Here is a 16,464-nt window from a genome sequence, read left to right on the forward strand (position 1 = left end):
AAGACCCGCGAACTCCTGGTCACCGCTCCACCTGCGGTGCATCCAGCGTACTACGGCTCAGGCGACCTCAGTCCGCGCGCTGGATTCGCGCATCCCTATAGCCCGCAGCCTTGGCCTTCTCCAGCGCCGGAGCGGCTTCTCCACTGCCGGCGAAAGGTCCGAGACGGACGCGCCAGAGACGACCCGAAGCGCTGACCTCGCCCCCGAGCTGCGCGGCCACCTTGCGGGCACGTTCCGCGGTGGAGAAGGCGGCCACCTGGACGACGTGAGAACCGCGCGCGGCAGACTTCTTGAGTGCTGCAGCCGGAGCGGTTTGCGTCGGAGCAGGTGCGGGCTTCGGTTCCGGCTTGGCGACCTTGCGCACAGGCGTCGGAGCGGCCGGGCTGGGCTTGGGCGACGGCGCCGGAGCCGACGGCGAGTTGGGCTTAGCCGGTTCGGCAGCGGCAAGGCTCGACGGCATCTTGGGCGGCACGGATGGGGGCGGCATTAGCGGCGATTGCTCGGCCAGCTTGCGGCGCAGGACCTTCAGCAGCGAGTCTGGAGTGTCCATCCGCAGCGGCGCCGTGCCTCCGGTACGAAGCGCGGCCCGCTCGACCTCAGGCGGATTGACCCGCCGCACGCGCACCGACGAACGAGCGCCCGGCGCCAGGCCGAGCTGCGTCGCCGCCTCGGGCGAGAGGGAGACCAGCACATCGTTCACCATCGGCCCGCGTGCGACCAGCCGCACCAGGATCGTGCGACCACTGTCGAGCGAGGTGACCTCGGCATAGCTGGGCAGCGGCAGCGTCTTGTGCGCGCCGGAGATGCCGGTGAGGCCATCGGCGCTGACAGTCGCCACGCCTACGGCGTCGTAGTTGAGCTGGTCGGTCGGGGTCCAGGTGGTGCTGCCGATCGTGAACGGCTCGCCGACGGTGACCGGGTAGTCCGCCGCAGGGCCGCTCGGGGCTGCCGGAGCGGCATGCACGCCCCCTACCCCGCCGAGGAACAGCAACGCCGCAAGCGGCAGGGCATGGTTAACGGGCAATCTCATCGGCTAGCAATCCCACGGACAATGCGTAGTAGTTCGAGCAATTGTACTGCAGGATCACACGATAATTACCGGTTAACAGGTAAGCGGGCGTCCCCGGCCCATCGGGCTGGAAGAACGAGGCGAGGACGTCGTCGCCGATGGAGCCGAGGGGGGTGACGCCCTGTCGCCGCCACTCCGCAACGGTGAGCCAGCGCGAGTGGCGAGCATGGACGCGGTCGCAGCTGGGCGCCGCGAGCCGAGCCGCCGCGCTGCCGGCGGAAAAGCCGGATGACACGCTCGCGCGCACGCCCCAAGGCTGGCCGGGGCGCCAGCCGGCATCGCGAAAATAGTTGGCAATAGAGGCCAGTGTGTCCGCGTCGCTGCTCCAGATATCCGCATCGCCATCGCCATCCCCATCCGCTGCCAGGCGCAAGTAGACGCTCGGCAGGAATTGCGGGTTGCCGAAGGCCCCGGCCCAGCTCCCCTTCAAACGATGAGGCGGCACGCCGCGGTCCACCATCTTGAGCACCGCGATCAGCTCGCCTTCGAACAATGCGCGCCTGCGGCCCTCCCAAGCCAACGTCGCGAGCGAGCGGGCGAGGTCAAAGTCGCCGGTGTAGCTGCCGTAGTTCGTCTCATGCCCCCAGATCGCCAGCATGATCGGCCCGGGCACGCCATAGCGCCGCTCAATCGTCGGCAGCATGCCGGCATCCCGGCTATAGCGATCGCGGCCACGTCCGATCCGCGCGGCATCGACATGGGTGGCGATGTAGGGCGCGGTGGCGGGCGGCGTCGTGCTGCGCGAAGGCTGGCCGCCATCGAGCTGGATCACGCGCGAATTTGGCGTCAGGCCCGAGAGCATGCGCCCGATCGTCGCCTGGCTCACGCCTTCCCGAGCGGCACGCGCTCGCACCGTGTCGAGGTAGCTCTCGAAACTGGTGGCATTCGAATACGGCGCACCCGTGTATTGGGCCTGCACCGCCGGGAAAGGGAATGCGGCCAGGAGCGAGCATATCAGGCCCTGGCGCAGCAGGCGAAGCGGAAAGCGTCGTCTCATCATCCAGCGATCTCGCACAATCGCGTAGTCTTGGGAATGGGCGCGATGCTCGCATCGTCGCTTCGCCGGCACTCGTCCCCGCTGGCGCTTGCCAATCAAGCCCGGTGCCAGAGCCGGCTTGCACCGCGCGGCCATTCGGCTATGCGGCGCGTGCGGGACAGGTGGCAGAGTGGTCGATTGCTCCGGTCTTGAAAACCGGCGTGGGTGCAAGCTCACCGTGGGTTCGAATCCCACCCTGTCCGCCACTTCTCTTCACTCCCTTACCACACAGCGGTTCACATCCCGCTCGTGCCTGTTGCATTCGGCCAAATGCTTCGCTCTGTTGGTGAGCTCGGCAGCGTTGCTCGGCAACTTCTGCGGCGTTGCCGACTTTAGACCCGAAATACGTCTTAGAGCCGAACGATTTCAAAAGCAGAGGAACGCCACATGACGACACGTGAAGAGCGAGGCGAGAAGGAAACCAAGGCAGCCGCGGCCAAGGTCAAGAAGACGGGCAAGCCGGCAGGCGGCGCGCGTGGCGGTATCACCGCGCCGGTGCAGCCTTCGCCCGAGCTCGCCGAGATCGTCGGCTCCGACAAGCTGCCGCGCAGCGAAGTCGTGAAGAAGGTCTGGGACTACATCAAGAAGAACGACCTCCAGAACCCCAAGGACAAGCGCGAGATCCTGGCCGACGACAAGCTGGAGAAGATTTTCGGCGGCAAGAAGGCCACCATGTTCGAGATGAACAAGCACCTCGCCAAGCATCTCAAGGCCTGATCCCACCTCCCGCAGCACCGCACACAGCAGGGGCTGCGGGAGTTTTTTCCCTGCTCGCGCGCCCTCAGGCGCCCGCTGCTTCGGCGGGCCAGTGTCCGGGCTCCAGCACCGGCAGTGCCTCGAACGCACTTCGGTCGATGCGCAGCGACAGATGATCGCAGTTGAAATCCAACTGCTGGCGCGGCACCGCCCGCAGTCGCTCGTCGACACCGGCCAAGCCGCCCGACGCCACCACCACATAGCTGACGGCGCTCGTCGCGCATTCGATCAGTGCTTCCACCGCGTGCCCGATCTGCTCGCCCGCTTCATCGACCACGCTCATGCCGCCGATGCCCGTGGCGGTGAACAGCGTCGAGGATGAGGAACGCCGGCTCTCTTCCTGCGCGGCCTTGGCACCGTCCTCGTAGACCGCCTGCTTGCCCAGCCAGCGCCAGATCCCGACCAGGTTCACCAGAGTCAGAAAAGCGTTGGATGCGACCAGGTTCGTCTGCCCGGAGGTGAAGCCCACCGTCGTCCAGGCGATCGAGCCGACGGTGAACACCACAAAGCCCCAGCCCGTCAGCCGCGCGCCGAGGTTCGCGGCCGTCATCATCGCGGCGATCATGGTGGCGATCGGGGCAACCCAACCGGCGATTTCTTCCACAGACGACTCCTGAAAATGTGAGCGCGGCGGGGCTTAACCGGGCGCGAAGTGGGACTTGGGGATGTGGGTGATCCGGCAGGCGAGATCGGCCTCGCCCGAGGCGACGATGTAGTGATCGCCCCCATCGGCGATGCCGGTGGTGAAGACGATGTCGCGCACGTACATCTGGTGGTCGATCAGCGCCGTCAGCTCCGGGTTTGCCTCCAGCAGCGGCGCATGCTCGGTGCGGACCACCGTGCTGGGATCGTCGCGGTCGAGCAGCGACCAATAGGTGCGGTAAATCCCCACGATCTCGTGCGGCTCTACGCCGTGCCACAAGGTGAGCCAGCCCTCGTTGGTCAGGGTCGGCGGGGCGCCGCCACCCATGCGCGCGGTTGCGACAGTGCCGGCATGCGGGCGGATGCCGGGCTTGTCATGCGGCTTCCAGAACCGCGCATCGGGTGAGTAGGCGAGGTTGATCGAGGGGCCTGGGCGCCACTCGCTGCCGGGCGGATACGCGAAGTAGAGGTCGCCCAGCGGGCGGGTCTGCGCCCAATAGTGCCCGTCGATCAGGCCTTCGAAGATCAGCATGTCCTTGTTCTGGTGATCGAGGACGATGCCCTCGAACCTCCAGTTCAGCGCATCGTCTGAACTGTAGAGCGTCGTCGAGTGCCGCTCCGGGCTGACCGAGCAGGTCGTCATCAGGTACGTGTCGCCCACGCGGCTGATGCGAGCATCCTCGATGCCGTAGCACTGCAGGCTGCTGGTCGGCGCGATCGTCTTGTCGTAATGCTGGTCGATCACCTCCAGCCCATCGGGCGAAAGCTCCACCGGCAGCAGCCACGACAGGGAGGTGAGCGCCATGATCTTCCACCCACCGCCGCGCAGCATGAACTTGCGCGGGTCGGCGGTGTCCGCATAGTCGAGCGGCCAGGCGTCGAGCACGTAGCGGCCGCCGTCCGCCTCGTCCCAACGTATCGCGTGAACGTGATTATCGAACACCGGCTTGCGCAGGGCTTCGGCCACGCGGACCATCATCAGCAGGTTACCGTTGGGCAGCCGCGTCAGGCCGGGGTTGAACGCGCCCAGCACGTACGTCTCGGCATCGAGATGCCCCGCCAGCGGCGACCTGGACAGGTCGATGTCGTCGGGTACCAGAACAAGCTTGTCGACGTCATGGCGCATGGTCACGAGGTCCTTGGCTGAAAAGCGAAGTCGCCGCGCGGAGTGCGGCAAGGCTTGAAACGGCCGCGGTGCAGTACGTTCCGAATTGCAACGCCGCTGCGCACGATCACGCGGTGTCGCCGGCGTCGGGGTTGCGCTGAGCCTTGGTGTCGGTGCCGCTCGCCACGTGGTCGGCGGACCAGGCTCCCCGCTGACCAAGCGGAAGCTCGGGGCCGCTGGTGGTGTCGCGGCGGGTCTGGTGCTCCAGCTCGCAATTCAGTTCGGCGCCGAATACCAGCAGGTAGCTCGACAGGTAGAGCCAGGTCAGCAGGATCACCACCGTCGCAAGCGAGCCATAGGTGGCGCTGTAGTTTCCGAAGTTCGCCACGTACGTACCGAAGCCGACCGTCAGCCCAACCCATGCCAAGGCGAACAGCAGCGAGCCGGCCGACAGCCAGGTCCACCGCGCCTTTTCGCGCGAAGGGCCGAAGCGGTAGAGCAGAGCTGCGGCTCCGGCGGCCACGCCCACAAGCACAAGGTACGAGACGACCTGCAAGGCGAACGACACGAGCGGCGATGTCGGCAGGAATGTCTCCACCCGCGTCATCAGAGCAACCGCCAGCAGCGCCAACACCGCGACCACCACCGCCGCTGCCGTGATCGCCAGGGCAAGCAGGTTGACCTTGATGAAGCCCCGCGCCTCCTCTTCCTCGTAGGCGATGTTGAGCGCCGTCACGATTGCGGACGCGCCGTTGCGGGCGCTGAACAGCGCCAGCGCCAGCGCGATCAGGACGCCGAATCCCTTCTTGCCGCTGGAGCTCTGCACGACATACATCAGCTGCTCGCCGATCAGCTTGGCGATGTCCTGCGGCATGACCTTGGTCATCGCATTCATGTTGTCGAGCACGGTCTGCGGATCGGCGAGGATGCCGTAGCTCAGCACGATGGCACCCAGCAGCGGGAGCAGCGCCAGGAAGCTGTAGAACGACACACCCGCGGCGACGAGGCCGACGTTGTCGGACGAGGTTTCCTTGGCCGTCCGGACGAGCACGTCTTTCCAGCCCGCGAGCGACATCGCCCAAGGCGCCGGCGCGGCGTGGCGCGTGTCCTGTGCGTGATCCTCGGCCGATGCGGCAGCGCTCATGGCGGGGCTCCTCATTTGGTCGGTGTCAGACAAGGGACGAGAGTATCTCTTCGGTGCGGGCGAGTCGCACCTGCGGATCGGCAAAGTCACCCTTGCACACGTAACGCTCGCCCGAGCGGACCAGGCCCGCTCCCTTGAAGTCGGGCTTGTGGCCGGCGCGCGCCGTCAAGGCGATCGCGGCAGGTCCGGCGTCGACGCGCTCGATCCCGGCGGAACGAGCCAGGACGCGCAGTCGCGCATCGGCCAGCAAATCAGCAGCCTCGGCGGGCAGCTCGCCGAAGCGATCGAGCAGCTCCTCCTCGAACTGCGCCAGGCCGGATAGATCGCCGATCCGGGCCAGACGGGCATGGAGGGTGATGCGCAGGTCCAGATCCGGGATCCAGCTTTCCGGCAGGGTGCCGCTGAGCCCTGCATTCAGGACCGGCGACCAATCCTCGATCTCCTCGTCCCGCGCCCGTGCGATCGCCAGCTCCAGGAGGTGCTGGTAGAGCTCCACGCCGATCAGCTTGGCATGCCCGGCCTGTTCTTCGCCCAGCAGATCGCCAGCGCCACGCATGTCGAGATCGCGAGCGCTGATCGCGAAGCCGGCGCCAAGACGGTCGAATGCCGCAAGCGTGTTGAGACGTGCGAGGGTGCGCGGCGCGATCGGCTTTTCGGGATCGGTGAGCAGCAGGATATGACCACGCCGGCTCCCTCGCCCGACCCGTCCGCGCAGCTGATGCAGTTGCGAGAGGCCGAAGCGATCGGCGCGCCACACGATCATGGTGTTCGCACGCGGCACGTCGAGACCGGCCTCGATGATGTTTGTGGCGAGCAGCACGTCGCCGTCGCCCCTGGCAAAGCGCACCATGGTCTCGTCGAGGTCGGCGGCGGGCAGCTTGCCGTGCGCCTCCAGCACGGTCATCTCAGGGACGAGCCGCGCCAGGCGTTCGGCCAAACCGGCCAGGTCCTCGATCCGCGGCACCACCACGAAGCTCTGCCCGCCTCGGCTTCGCTCCCGCAGCAGTGCGATCCGCACTTGCGCGTCGTCGAACGCCGCGACTGTCGAACGGATCGGCTGGCGTCGCGCGGGCGGCGTGGCGATGATGGAAAGTTGTTGCAGCCCGACAAGCGCGCTTTGCAGCGTGCGGGGGATCGGCGTGGCGCTTAGCGTCAGGATGTGGTCGGCGCCCAAGCTCGCCAATTTGCCCTTGTCGGCCGCGCCGAACCTCTGTTCCTCATCGACGATTACGAGGCCGAGGTCGGCGAAGGTCACACCCTTGCCGGCGATCGCACCGGTGCCGATCACCACCGAAACACTGCCGTCAGCCAGGCCCTGCTTGACCGCCTTCTTCTCGGCCGCGCTGGACAGTCGCGACAGGCCGGCGACCGTGACACCTATGCCCTTGAAGCGGCGGGTGAACGTCTCGAGGTGCTGGCGCGCGAGAACCGTCGTCGGAACGGCAAGCGCGACCTGCTTGCCCGCAAGCACGGCGATGGCGGCCGCGCGCAGGGCGACCTCTGTCTTGCCGTAGCCGACATCGCCGACGACCAGCCTGTCCATCGGCCGGCCGGATGCGAGGTCGTCGCGAACGGCGTTGATCGCGCGGGTCTGGTCCGCCGTTTCGGTGAACGGGAAGTCATCGACGAAGCGCTCGTAGCGGGCCGGATCGGGTTCCAGCACGACTGCCTCGCGCTCGCGTCGTTCGGCGGCGAGCGTCGCCAGTTCGCGCGCCGTCTCCTCCAACGCCGCCTCGACCTGCCCGCGGCGCTTCTCCCAGCTCGATCCGTCCAGCTTGTCGAGCGTCACCGCATCTTCGTCGGTGCCGTAGCGCCAAACCCTGTGGGACTCGCTTGCAGGAACGAGCCGGCGCGCTTCGCCGGCAAAGCGCAGGACGAGCGCGTCGCCGCCATCAGGTGCGGCCTCCAGTCCCTCGATCACGCTGAGGCCATGATCCTGATGCACGACCACATCGCCGCGCCGCAGCTCGCCCAGCTGGAACGGGTCAATGTCGGCGTGGCTTCCTTCGCTCTCCTCGCGCTGCGCACGGCTGCCAAGCAGGTCCGCTGCCGACACCGCCAGTATGTCACGAAGCCGGAAGCCGCGCGGGATCGGCATGGCCATTGTCAGCAGCGATCCCGCCTCGGCAGCGACGACCTCCTGCCAGGATTGCACCTCCTGCGCGTCGCACTTGAGTGCGCGCGAGACGCGAGGAGCGAGGAAGCGCAAGTCACGACGCGTGCCGAGCAGGAGCACCTTGCCCTCAGCCAGCGCGACCTTCGCTTCCCGGGCGAACGCGCGCAATGGGTCGCGGGTCTCGGCGTAGCGTGCAGGCGGTTCGCCGAACTCGCCTTGGATGGGCTTAGTCGAGTGGCTCGCCAGGTTCTCTTCCCAGCGTTCCTGGTCGCAGACGCCGCGCAGCGGAGATCCCTCGCCGCGTCCGGCGGCGTCGGCGGCTAGGTCGAGGAAGGTCAGGCGACGCTTGTCGGCACCGCGCTCTGCCAGGAGGCGCGCTCCCGGCAGGTGGTCGAGCAGAGCCACGCCTTGCTCGTCGTCCGGCTCACGGGCGCGGCCGATCTCGAGACTGTCGCAGCTGCCGAGCGTCAGCTGGGTGATCGCGTCGTATGGGCGGATCGAGACGATTGCGCCCTCCGCCACTTCGATGCGGCGCGGCCCCCCCGCATCGGCGGGATAGATGTCGATGACGTTGCCGCGCATGGCGAACTCGCCCGGCTCGTCGACCCGCTCGTCGGCGAAATAGCCGATCTCTTCGAGCATGCCGGTCAGTTCCGCGGCATCGAGCTTGTCACCGCAGGCGAGGATCGGTGGCGCCGTATCGTAAGTGGCGGGACGGGCGTACAGCCGCGCGCAGCTCTCTCCGGTGGTCACCAGCGCGGTATGGCCTGCCTCCGCGCCCTCTTGGGCCAGGCGCAGCGCGCGCAAGGCGCTGGTGCGCTGCCCGGCATTCGCGGGCGTTGGGGGCGACTGGTCTCCGGGCAAGGCATCACTGCCAGGGCAAAAGACGATGCGGTGCTCACCTGCGGCGGCCTGGAGTGCCTGCGCCACCTCGCGTGCACGGGGCTCGTCGCGGGCCATGTAGATACAGTCGCCGGAAGCGAGTTCATCCAACAAGACCGCTACAACCTCGCCGACACCATCGGCTTCGCCTTCTGAGTTCCTGCTGTCCGCTTTCGACACGCGCGCCATTTGGTTCATGGCAGCCGAACCCGGGACAGCGCCTGCTTGTTCCGTGAAATCAAACGGATGTGGTGAAGATCGCTATAGCGCGAGCCGCGAGGCGGTGGATCGAGCGGGGATGCTCCAGCCTCCTGCCCTCAGGCGGGCAGGCGCAGGTTCTCCAGCTGGTCCTTATGCGGCAGGTTCTCGTATGCGGGCTCAAAGCCCAGGATCACGTACATCTCGCGGTCGAGATAAGGCGCGGCATCGCCGGCCCGCATGTCCACCCGCGCGCACTCGCCGATGCCGGGCAGCTCGGTTCGGAACAGTCCCTTACGTACCGATCGGGTCATGTTTCGCTCGTTTCGCATACGCGCAGCCCTGCCGAGGGCGTGAGGCCGGGGCAAGGCGGCGCAGGGCTTTGTCACATTACGATCATGTCACAGTGACAAATCGTGTGCCGGATCGGGACGCGCGTCGCCGGTGAAGCTCGGATCAGCGATCCGCTAAACGCTTCGTAAAGGCTTGGCGCGCAAGGCCAGGACATGGATCACACACAATGAAGCATGAGCCGATTGATCATGGCGCGGCAACGCCGGCGCGCTCTGCTCCGCGTGCAGGAATTACGCTGATCTGCGAAGTGCGCCAAGGTTCGCGGCCGTGGGCTCCGGCGCGACTCGAAGACTTGTCGCCCGGCGGGTTTCGCATCGCTCGACTTCCGGGCGCCCGTGCAGAGCTGCCGCTGCGCATGCGCATACCGGGCATGCAATTGTTGAGCGCCGAGATCCGTTGGATGCGTGACGGCGCCGTCGGCTGTGCTTTTGCCGAGCCGTTGCACGTTGCGGTGTTCGAACACATCGTGCGCAGCGCCGACTGAAACGCTGCGCACGACCAAGCATCACATGTGGATGACGCGGCCGTAAGCGGCAAGCACCGACTCGTGCATCATCTCTGACAGCGTGGGGTGCGGGAACACCGTGCCGATCAGTTCTGCCTCGGTGGTCTCCAGCGTCTTGCCGACGACATAGCCCTGGATCAGCTCGGTCACTTCCGCGCCGATCATGTGCGCGCCGAGCAGTTCGCCGGTCTTGGCGTCGAACACGGTTTTGATGAAGCCTTCCGCCTCGCCGAGCGCGATCGCCTTGCCATTGCCGATGAACGGGAAGCTGCCGACCTTCAGCTCGTACCCGGCTTCCTTGGCCTTGGCCTCTGTCAGGCCGACCGATGCGATCTGTGGGTGGCAGTAGGTGCAGCCGGGAATGTTGCTGCGATCGAGCGGATGCGGGTGGACTTCGGTGTTGCCCAGTTCCTGCGCGATCGCCTCGGCGGCGGTGACGCCCTCGTGGCTCGCCTTGTGCGCCAGCCAGGGGCCTTCCACACAGTCGCCGATCGCCCACACGCCCTTGACGTTGGTGCGGCCGAGCGGATCGACCTTGATGTGGAAGCGCTTATCCGGCTCGATGTTGAGCTCTTCGAGGCCGATGTTCTCAAGGTTCGGCACGATGCCGACCGCGACGATGACGTGGCTGAACTCGGTCGTCTCTTCCTTGCCGGCCTTGTCCTTGATGGCGACCTTCACTCCAGTGTCGGACTTTTCGATCGCCCCAACCGCAGCCTTGGTGAGAATCTTGATCCCCTGCTTGGTCAGCTGCTTCTCTAGGAACGTCGAGACATCGGCGTCCTCCACCGGCACGATGCGGTCGGCCATTTCGACCACCGTCACCTCGCTGCCCATGTCGTTGTAGAAGCTGGCGAACTCGATGCCGATCGCGCCCGAGCCGATGACCAGCAGCTTGGTCGGAAGCTCCTTGGGCGTCATCGCATGGCGGTAGGTCCAGATCCGCTCGCCGTCGCTCTTGGCCTTCGGCAGCTCGCGGGCGCGGGCTCCCGTTGCGATCACGATGTGCTTGGCTTCAAGCGTCTCACTGCCCTTCTCGCCCGTGACTTCGAGCTTGCCCGGCGCGACCAGCTTGCCGGTGCCCATGTGCACGGTGATCTTGTTCTTCTTCATCAGCCCGGTGACGCCACGGTTGAGCTGGTCAGCCACTCCGCGCGAACGCTTCACCACGGCCTCGAGGTCGGCGGTGATGTTCTCCGCCGCGAGACCATAGGCCTTGGCGTCCTTCATCTGGTGGAACACCTCGGCCGAGCGCAGCAGCGCCTTGGTCGGGATGCAGCCCCAGTTGAGGCAGATGCCGCCCAGCTTCTCGCGCTCGACGATCGCGGTCTTGAGGCCCAGCTGCGCCGCGCGGATCGCCGCGACATAGCCGCCGGGGCCTGAGCCAAGAACGATGACGTCGTAGGTGTCTGCCACTGAAATCTACTCCTGCTCGGATTCTTGATCGATTGGGCGAGGGCGACCCGCTTCGTCGATGGCGACGAAGGTGAACGTCGCCTCGGTTACCTTGACTTCCTCGTCCTCGGTGCGGTGCCGACGCCAGGCCTCGATGCCGATGCTCATCGAGCTGCGGCCCGTACGCTTCATCTCGGCATAGACCGACACCTCGTCACCTACCTTTACAGGGAGGTGGAACTTCATGCCGTCGAGCGCAATCGTCACCGCTCGACCGCGCGAGTGCCGCGCCGCCAGCAAGCCGGCGCCCGAATCCATCAGGCTCAGCAGCCAGCCGCCGAAGATGTCACCGTAAGCATTGGTGTCCGCGGGCATGGCGGTCACGCGAATGACCGGATCGCGTCGCGCCTCGGCCACCTCAAGCGACCTGGCTGAGCGCATCAAGCGGACAAGGACGATCGTTGGCGTCGAGCACCACGAAGGTGAAAGTACCGTTCGCCACCTCCACCTGATCTTCGCTCGCCCGCGCACGCCCGAAGCCACGCGTCTGGATCGTCATCGAGGTGCGACCCTTGCGCGCGATCTCGGCATAGACGTTGAGCTCGTCACCCACCTGCATGACGCCGGGAAACGCGAAATCCGTCGCGCCCACGACCACCGCCTTCAGCCCCGTCCTGCGGGTGACCTGCGAAGCGGCTCCGAGCGCCAGCTGGCTCATCAGCCAGCCGCCGAACACGCCGCCGTACGGATTGAGGTCCGTCGGCATCGCCGTCACACGGATGACGAGGTCGCCGGCTGGCTCCATCCTCAGGCCACCATGCTCAGCGGGTTCTCGACGTATTCCTTGAACGCCGTCATCAACTGCGCACCGCTGGCGCCGTCGACGGCGCGGTGGTCGAAGCTGCCGGTCGCGGTCATAATCGTGGCGACGCCGAGCTGGCCGTCGGGCATGACCCACGGCCGCTTCTCGCCCGCGCCGATCGCCAGGATCGTCGACTGGGGCGGGTTGATCACGGCGGTGAAGTGCTTGATGCCCATCATACCCATGTTGGAGATCGAGGCAGTGCCGCCCTGATACTCCTCGGGCTTCAGCTTGCCTTCCTGCGCGCGCTTGCCAAGGTCCTTCATCGCCTTGGCGATCTCGGAGAACGAGCGGCCGTTGGCATCCGAGACGATCGGGGTGATCAGACCATTGGGGATCGAGACCGCCACCGAAACGTCGGCGCGCGCGTACTTGATCATCTCGTTCCCGGCGAAAGTCACGTTGCACTCGGGCACGTCGATCAGCGCCTTGCCGAGCGCCTTTATCAGCATGTCGTTGACCGAGACCTTCACGCCCTGCTTCTCCAGCGCGGCGTTAAGTTCAGAGCGCATCGCCATCAGCTTGTCGAGGCTGATGTCCACGGTCAGATAGATATGCGGCGCCTGCTGCATGGACTGAGCGAGGCGGCGCGCGATGGTCTTGCGCATGCCCGTCAGCTTCTCGACGCTGTGCGGAATGCGCGCATCGAGCAGGGCGCGAGTGTCGTCCGCCATCTCGACGGTCGCAGGCGCCGGTGCCGGCGCGGCGGTGTCATTGGCGGGTGCCGGCGCTGCCGTAGCGGCCTTGGGCTTCGCCGAGCCCGGCTGCGCTGCCTCGATGTCGGCCTTGATGATGCGGCCGTGAGGGCCCGAGCCGGTCAGGCCATCGATGTCGACGCCCTTGGCGGTGGCGAGCCGGCGGGCGAGCGGGGAAGCGGCGATACGGCCCTCCTTGGGTTCGGATGATGCGGCAGGTGCAGCTGCAGCTGCAGGTGCCGGCGTCGGAGCAGGAGCCGGCGTCTCGGCCTTCTGCTGCGAAGGTGCGGGCTTCGACTCTTCCTTGGGCGCCTCTGCCTGAGGCGTCTCGGGCTTCGGTTCGGCCGGGGCTTCCGCTGCCTCGGAGGCATCCTCGTCTTCGCCCGAAAGCGTGGCGATCACGGTCCCGACCTTCACGCCTTCGCTGCCTTCGGGGATCAGAATCTTGCCGATCGTGCCTTCATCGACCGCCTCGAACTCCATCGTCGCCTTGTCGGTCTCGATCTCGGCCATGATATCGCCGGACGCGACCGTGTCGCCTTCCTTCACGAGCCACTTGGCCAGCTTGCCCTCTTCCATCGTCGGGGACAGGGCGGGCATCTTGATCTCGATCGGCATGGGGGCGAGCACTTCCTCTTGGCGACGTGTCTGGCTGAGCCCGTCCTTGGACAAATTGACCGCGAGGGGCAAGCCGCCAATCGCCCATCGGGCCGCCGAAAGGCTCGCTTGCGCGCCAGGCGAAACAATCCGATACGCAAGAGCCGCAGGAGGAGAGTTCGATGCGCGTCTATCTCGTCATCGTCGACGAGTCCGAAGAGGCTTTGGTCGCGCTACGCTACGCCGCGCGCCGCGCCGCGCAGACCGATGGTGTCGTCCACCTGCTCGCCCTCGTGCCGCCGCAGCCGTTCAATGCCTTTGCCGGGGTGCAGGCGACGATCGAAGAGGAAGCGCGCTCCCGCGCCGAGACGCTGGTGACGGCAGCCGCAGGCAACCTGCTCTCGCAAGGCGGCAAGATGCCCGCCATCGCCGTGCGCATGGGTGAGGATACCAAGGTTGTGCGCGAATACCTCGCCGAGCATCCGGAGGTCTCCGCGCTGGTGCTGGCGACGGCCAAGGATGGTGGGCCTGGGCCGCTGGTAGCGCACTTCACCAGCCTGGGCACGCGGATGCCCTGCCCGGTGTTCGTGATCCCCGGACACTTGGACGAGGGTGAGATTGACCGGTTGAGCTGAGCTGGTCGGCTCACGTCATCCCGGGCGCGACCCGGGACCGGTTTCGGCAGATCGCGACCTCACGTGCTCCGCTGAGCACGGGCGCTACGACGTCAGCGCGTGAGATGCCGCAACTGGATCGAGGTCAAGTCCGGGTCGACGCGATGCCTAACGCTTCTTTTTGCCCTGGTGCCGGATGTTCGATGGCCGACCGCGCTTCCCGACGAGGTGCTTGCCGCGCGGCTTGGACGGCAGCGGCTTGCCCCGAGGCTCAACGCCGCTCGAGCCGCCTTCGACAAGTTCGAACTTCAGCGCGCCGGTTAGCGGATTGGCTTCGGCCAGCTTGAGGGGCAAACGGTCGCCGCTGGCGTACTTCGTGCCGCTCTGCTCGCCCACCAGCACTTGCGCGCGCTCATCGTAGTGGAACCGCTCGTCGCCGAGCGTCGAGACGGGCACGAGACCATCGCCACCCAAGCCGATGATGGTGGCGAAAAAGCCGAACTTCTGCACGCCGGTGATCCGCGTCGGGAACGTCTCGCCCACCCTGCTCGACAGCCAGGCGGCGACATAGCGGTCGATCGTTTCGCGCTCCGCTTCCATGGCGCGGCGCTCGGCCTTGCTGATCGCATCGCTGACGCGGCTGAGATCGTCGCGGTCGCGATCGGACAGCCCTGAGGTCTTCGGCAGGTCGGCCTTCGGCGCAGGCTGCTCCAACCCGTAGGCATCGACCAGCGCTCGGTGCACCAGCAAGTCGGCATAGCGCCGGATCGGCGACGTGAAGTGCGCGTAGGAACCCAGCGAGAGGCCGAAGTGCCCGGCATTGCGCGGACCATAGTAGGCCTGCGTCTGGCTGCGCAGCACCGCCTCCATAACCAGCGCCTTCTCGCTCTCGTCCGCCACGTCCTTGAGCATGCGGTTGAAGAGGCCCGGTGTGATCACTTGGCCAAGCGCTAGTTTGCGGTCGAAGGTGGCGAGGTAATCCTTGAGCGCGATCAGCTTCTCGCGGCTTGGCGGTTCGTGCACGCGATAGACCACGGGCGCGACCTTCGCCTCCAGCGCCTTCGCTGCAGCGACGTTGGCCGCGATCATGAAGTCCTCGACGACGCGGTGAGCATCGAGCCGCTCGCGCACCGCAATTTCGGCGATGCGGCCTTGCTGGTCGAGCATAACGCGGCGCTCGGGCAGTTCCAGTTCCAACGGATCGCGATCGGCGCGCGCGGTGGCGAGCGCCTTCCAGGCCGACCAGAGGTTCTGCAGGACCTCCAGCGCAACCTCACCATCGGCAGCGCTCTCGTCGATACGCCGCTGTGCCTCCTCGTAGGCGATTACTTCCGCGATCCGCACCAGCGCGCGGGTGAAGCGCCACTCCGTCACCTTCCCGCGCCCGTCTATGCGCATGTGGCAGGCCATCGCGGCACGGTCCTCGCCCGAACGGAGCGAGCAGACATCGGCGCTCAGCACCTCGGGCAGCATCGGCACCACGCGATCGGGGAAGTAGACCGAGTTGCCCCGCTTCCTGGCCTCGCGATCGGTCCCGCTGCCCGGGCGGACGTAGAACGACACGTCGGCGATCGCCACCAGCGCGCGGAAGCCACCCTCGCCGTCTGGCTCGGCCCAGATCGCATCGTCGTGGTCGCGCGCGTCACTGGGATCGATCGCGACGATCGGCAGATGCCGCAAGTCCTCGCGATGCTCGGGGCTGAGCGGCAGCTTGGCGGCACGCTCGGCCTCGTCCAGCATCTCCTGCGAGAATACGTTGGGAATGCCGTGCTTGTGGATCGCAATCAGGCTGAACGCCCGCGGCGCCAGCGGCTCACCCAGCACTTGCGTGACCTTCAGCCCCGAGCGCATCGAGCGGCCCGCAGGCTCGGCCAGAACCAGCTCGCCCTTCTCCGCCCCGCCGAGGTCAGAGATCGGCATGGCATTGCGGATGCGCTTGTCGACCGGCGCGAGCCAGCCCTTGCCGGCCGCATCGATCTCCACGACGCCGAGCACCTGTTCCTCACGCGCCGCGATCTTCTTCATCGGATAGCCGCGCCAGTGGCCGTTGCTTTCCTCGGTGCGCGCCAGCACGCGATCGCCCTTCTTGAGCGCGGGCGCACGCTGGCTCTTCGGTCCACCCGGGCCCTTCTCGATCAGCCGGATGCGCGGCGGCGGCGTGGCGTCGTCGGGCTGCCAGCTGTCGGGCACGGCAATCGCCTCGCCATCGTCGATGTCGATGACCCGCAGCACCGTCACCTTGGGCACCCCGCCCATGCGGTGATAGGCAGTTCGCTTGCCGTCGATCAGGCCTTCCTCGGCCATGTCCTTCAGCAGTGCCTTGAGCTGGATCTTCTCCTGCCCTTGCAAGCCAAAAGCGCGGCTGATCTCGCGCTTGCCCGCAGGCTCGCTCGACTCCTGGATGAAGTCGAGGATCTGCTGACGGGACGGAAGGCCGGGGGCGCGCTTTGCTGGCATCCCCAGCATCTAGGCGGCGCGGGGCCCCGCGGCAATG

At 66.7% G+C, this 16,464-nt stretch carries 15 protein-coding genes and 1 tRNA gene; 4 read left to right on the plus strand and 12 right to left on the minus strand.

What is annotated here, in order from left to right:
* Positions 1-67: 67 nt before the first annotated feature.
* Together GV044_RS05835 and GV044_RS05840 are read right to left on the minus strand one after the other, a co-directional pair.
* A complete protein-coding gene (locus GV044_RS05835) occupies positions 68-1,030 on the minus strand; it encodes an SPOR domain-containing protein (RefSeq protein ID WP_159866673.1) in 963 nt (320 codons plus the stop codon).
* A complete protein-coding gene (locus GV044_RS05840; protein ID WP_159866676.1) occupies positions 1,014-2,066 on the minus strand; it encodes a lytic transglycosylase domain-containing protein in 1,053 nt (350 codons plus the stop codon). Before GV044_RS05840 ends, GV044_RS05835 begins: the two co-directional genes overlap by 17 nt.
* Before the next feature lie 155 nt (positions 2,067-2,221).
* Between GV044_RS05840 and GV044_RS05845 the strand changes: the two genes are divergently transcribed.
* Positions 2,222-2,311: transfer RNA gene (locus tag GV044_RS05845), tRNA-Ser, on the plus strand.
* Between the two features lie 181 nt (positions 2,312-2,492).
* Positions 2,493-2,822, plus strand: a complete 330-nt coding sequence (locus GV044_RS05850) for an SWIB/MDM2 domain-containing protein (RefSeq protein ID WP_159866679.1) — start codon at positions 2,493-2,495, stop codon at positions 2,820-2,822.
* A gap of 64 nt (positions 2,823-2,886) precedes the next feature.
* Here GV044_RS05850 and GV044_RS05855 read toward each other — a convergent pair whose 3' ends face one another.
* The 5 genes from GV044_RS05855 to GV044_RS05875 form a co-directional block, all read right to left on the minus strand.
* The gene (locus GV044_RS05855) at positions 2,887-3,426 is read right to left on the minus strand and encodes a PRC-barrel domain-containing protein (RefSeq protein WP_159870956.1); all 540 of its coding nucleotides are present in this window, start codon (positions 3,424-3,426) and stop codon (positions 2,887-2,889) included.
* A 72-nt stretch (positions 3,427-3,498) separates the two neighbouring features.
* Positions 3,499-4,629 (minus strand): glycosidase, encoded by a 1,131-nt coding sequence (locus tag GV044_RS05860; RefSeq protein WP_159866682.1) that lies wholly within the window; start codon positions 4,627-4,629, stop codon positions 3,499-3,501.
* Between the two features lie 106 nt (positions 4,630-4,735).
* Positions 4,736-5,752, minus strand: a complete 1,017-nt coding sequence (locus GV044_RS05865) for a YihY/virulence factor BrkB family protein (RefSeq protein ID WP_236554734.1) — start codon at positions 5,750-5,752, stop codon at positions 4,736-4,738.
* 25 nt (positions 5,753-5,777) lie between these two features.
* Positions 5,778-8,828 carry a helicase-related protein gene (locus GV044_RS05870; protein ID WP_236554736.1) on the minus strand — a complete coding sequence of 1,017 codons (3,051 nt, stop codon included), beginning with the start codon at positions 8,826-8,828 and terminating at the stop codon, positions 5,778-5,780.
* 239 nt (positions 8,829-9,067) lie between these two features.
* A complete protein-coding gene (locus GV044_RS05875) occupies positions 9,068-9,262 on the minus strand; it encodes a hypothetical protein (protein WP_159866691.1) in 195 nt (64 codons plus the stop codon).
* A gap of 206 nt (positions 9,263-9,468) precedes the next feature.
* Here GV044_RS05875 and GV044_RS05880 point away from each other — a divergent pair, with 206 nt between their 5' ends.
* Entirely contained in the window at positions 9,469-9,786 is a 318-nt protein-coding gene (locus tag GV044_RS05880) for a PilZ domain-containing protein (RefSeq protein WP_159866694.1), read from the plus strand.
* Positions 9,787-9,807: 21 nt separating this feature from the next.
* On the opposite strand, the gene lpdA is transcribed toward GV044_RS05880, so the two are convergent.
* The 4 genes from lpdA to GV044_RS05900 are packed head-to-tail and all read right to left on the minus strand — an operon-like array spanning position 9,808 to position 13,377.
* Complete coding sequence (gene lpdA, locus GV044_RS05885) at positions 9,808-11,223, minus strand: dihydrolipoyl dehydrogenase (RefSeq protein WP_159866697.1); 1,416 nt, start codon at positions 11,221-11,223, stop codon at positions 9,808-9,810.
* Positions 11,224-11,229: 6 nt separating this feature from the next.
* On the minus strand, positions 11,230-11,643 hold the full coding sequence (locus tag GV044_RS05890) for an acyl-CoA thioesterase (RefSeq protein ID WP_201299020.1): 414 nt from the start codon (positions 11,641-11,643) through the stop codon (positions 11,230-11,232).
* Entirely contained in the window at positions 11,621-12,007 is a 387-nt protein-coding gene (locus GV044_RS05895; protein ID WP_159866703.1) for an acyl-CoA thioesterase, read from the minus strand. Before GV044_RS05895 ends, GV044_RS05890 begins: the two co-directional genes overlap by 23 nt.
* Positions 12,008-12,009: 2 nt before the next feature.
* Positions 12,010-13,377, minus strand: coding sequence for a pyruvate dehydrogenase complex dihydrolipoamide acetyltransferase (locus GV044_RS05900; RefSeq protein WP_159870959.1), 1,368 nt, complete (start codon positions 13,375-13,377; stop codon positions 12,010-12,012).
* A gap of 161 nt (positions 13,378-13,538) precedes the next feature.
* On the opposite strand from GV044_RS05900, the gene GV044_RS05905 reads away from it, so the two are divergent.
* Complete coding sequence (locus tag GV044_RS05905; protein WP_159866706.1) at positions 13,539-13,991, plus strand: universal stress protein; 453 nt, start codon at positions 13,539-13,541, stop codon at positions 13,989-13,991.
* A gap of 147 nt (positions 13,992-14,138) precedes the next feature.
* Here the strand turns inward: GV044_RS05905 and rnr are convergent, their stop codons facing one another.
* Positions 14,139-16,427, minus strand: a complete 2,289-nt coding sequence (gene rnr, locus GV044_RS05910) for a ribonuclease R (protein ID WP_159866746.1) — start codon at positions 16,425-16,427, stop codon at positions 14,139-14,141.
* Positions 16,428-16,464 lie beyond the last annotated feature (37 nt).

Source organism: Novosphingobium sp. 9U, assembly GCF_902506425.1.
Lineage (GTDB): Bacteria > Pseudomonadota > Alphaproteobacteria > Sphingomonadales > Sphingomonadaceae > Novosphingobium.

What these genes read in the sequence shown, in the direction of transcription:
- GV044_RS05835 (WP_159866673.1), bottom strand. Translation starts at nt 1,030, where the DNA reads ATGAGATTGCCCGTTAACCATGCCCTGCCGCTTGCGGCGTTGCTGTTC.
- GV044_RS05840 (WP_159866676.1), bottom strand. Translation starts at nt 2,066, where the DNA reads ATGAGACGACGCTTTCCGCTTCGCCTGCTGCGCCAGGGCCTGATATGC.
- GV044_RS05850 (WP_159866679.1), top strand. Translation starts at nt 2,493, where the DNA reads ATGACGACACGTGAAGAGCGAGGCGAGAAGGAAACCAAGGCAGCCGCG.
- GV044_RS05855 (WP_159870956.1), bottom strand. Translation starts at nt 3,426, where the DNA reads ATGATCGCCGCGATGATGACGGCCGCGAACCTCGGCGCGCGGCTGACG.
- GV044_RS05860 (WP_159866682.1), bottom strand. Translation starts at nt 4,629, where the DNA reads ATGCGCCATGACGTCGACAAGCTTGTTCTGGTACCCGACGACATCGAC.
- GV044_RS05865 (WP_236554734.1), bottom strand. Translation starts at nt 5,752, where the DNA reads ATGAGCGCTGCCGCATCGGCCGAGGATCACGCACAGGACACGCGCCAC.
- GV044_RS05870 (WP_236554736.1), bottom strand. Translation starts at nt 8,828, where the DNA reads ATGGCCCGCGACGAGCCCCGTGCACGCGAGGTGGCGCAGGCACTCCAG.
- GV044_RS05875 (WP_159866691.1), bottom strand. Translation starts at nt 9,262, where the DNA reads ATGACCCGATCGGTACGTAAGGGACTGTTCCGAACCGAGCTGCCCGGC.
- GV044_RS05880 (WP_159866694.1), top strand. Translation starts at nt 9,469, where the DNA reads ATGAAGCATGAGCCGATTGATCATGGCGCGGCAACGCCGGCGCGCTCT.
- GV044_RS05890 (WP_201299020.1), bottom strand. Translation starts at nt 11,643, where the DNA reads ATGCGCTCAGCCAGGTCGCTTGAGGTGGCCGAGGCGCGACGCGATCCG.
- GV044_RS05895 (WP_159866703.1), bottom strand. Translation starts at nt 12,007, where the DNA reads ATGGAGCCAGCCGGCGACCTCGTCATCCGTGTGACGGCGATGCCGACG.
- GV044_RS05900 (WP_159870959.1), bottom strand. Translation starts at nt 13,377, where the DNA reads ATGCCGATCGAGATCAAGATGCCCGCCCTGTCCCCGACGATGGAAGAG.
- GV044_RS05905 (WP_159866706.1), top strand. Translation starts at nt 13,539, where the DNA reads ATGCGCGTCTATCTCGTCATCGTCGACGAGTCCGAAGAGGCTTTGGTC.
- rnr (WP_159866746.1), bottom strand. Translation starts at nt 16,427, where the DNA reads ATGCCAGCAAAGCGCGCCCCCGGCCTTCCGTCCCGTCAGCAGATCCTC.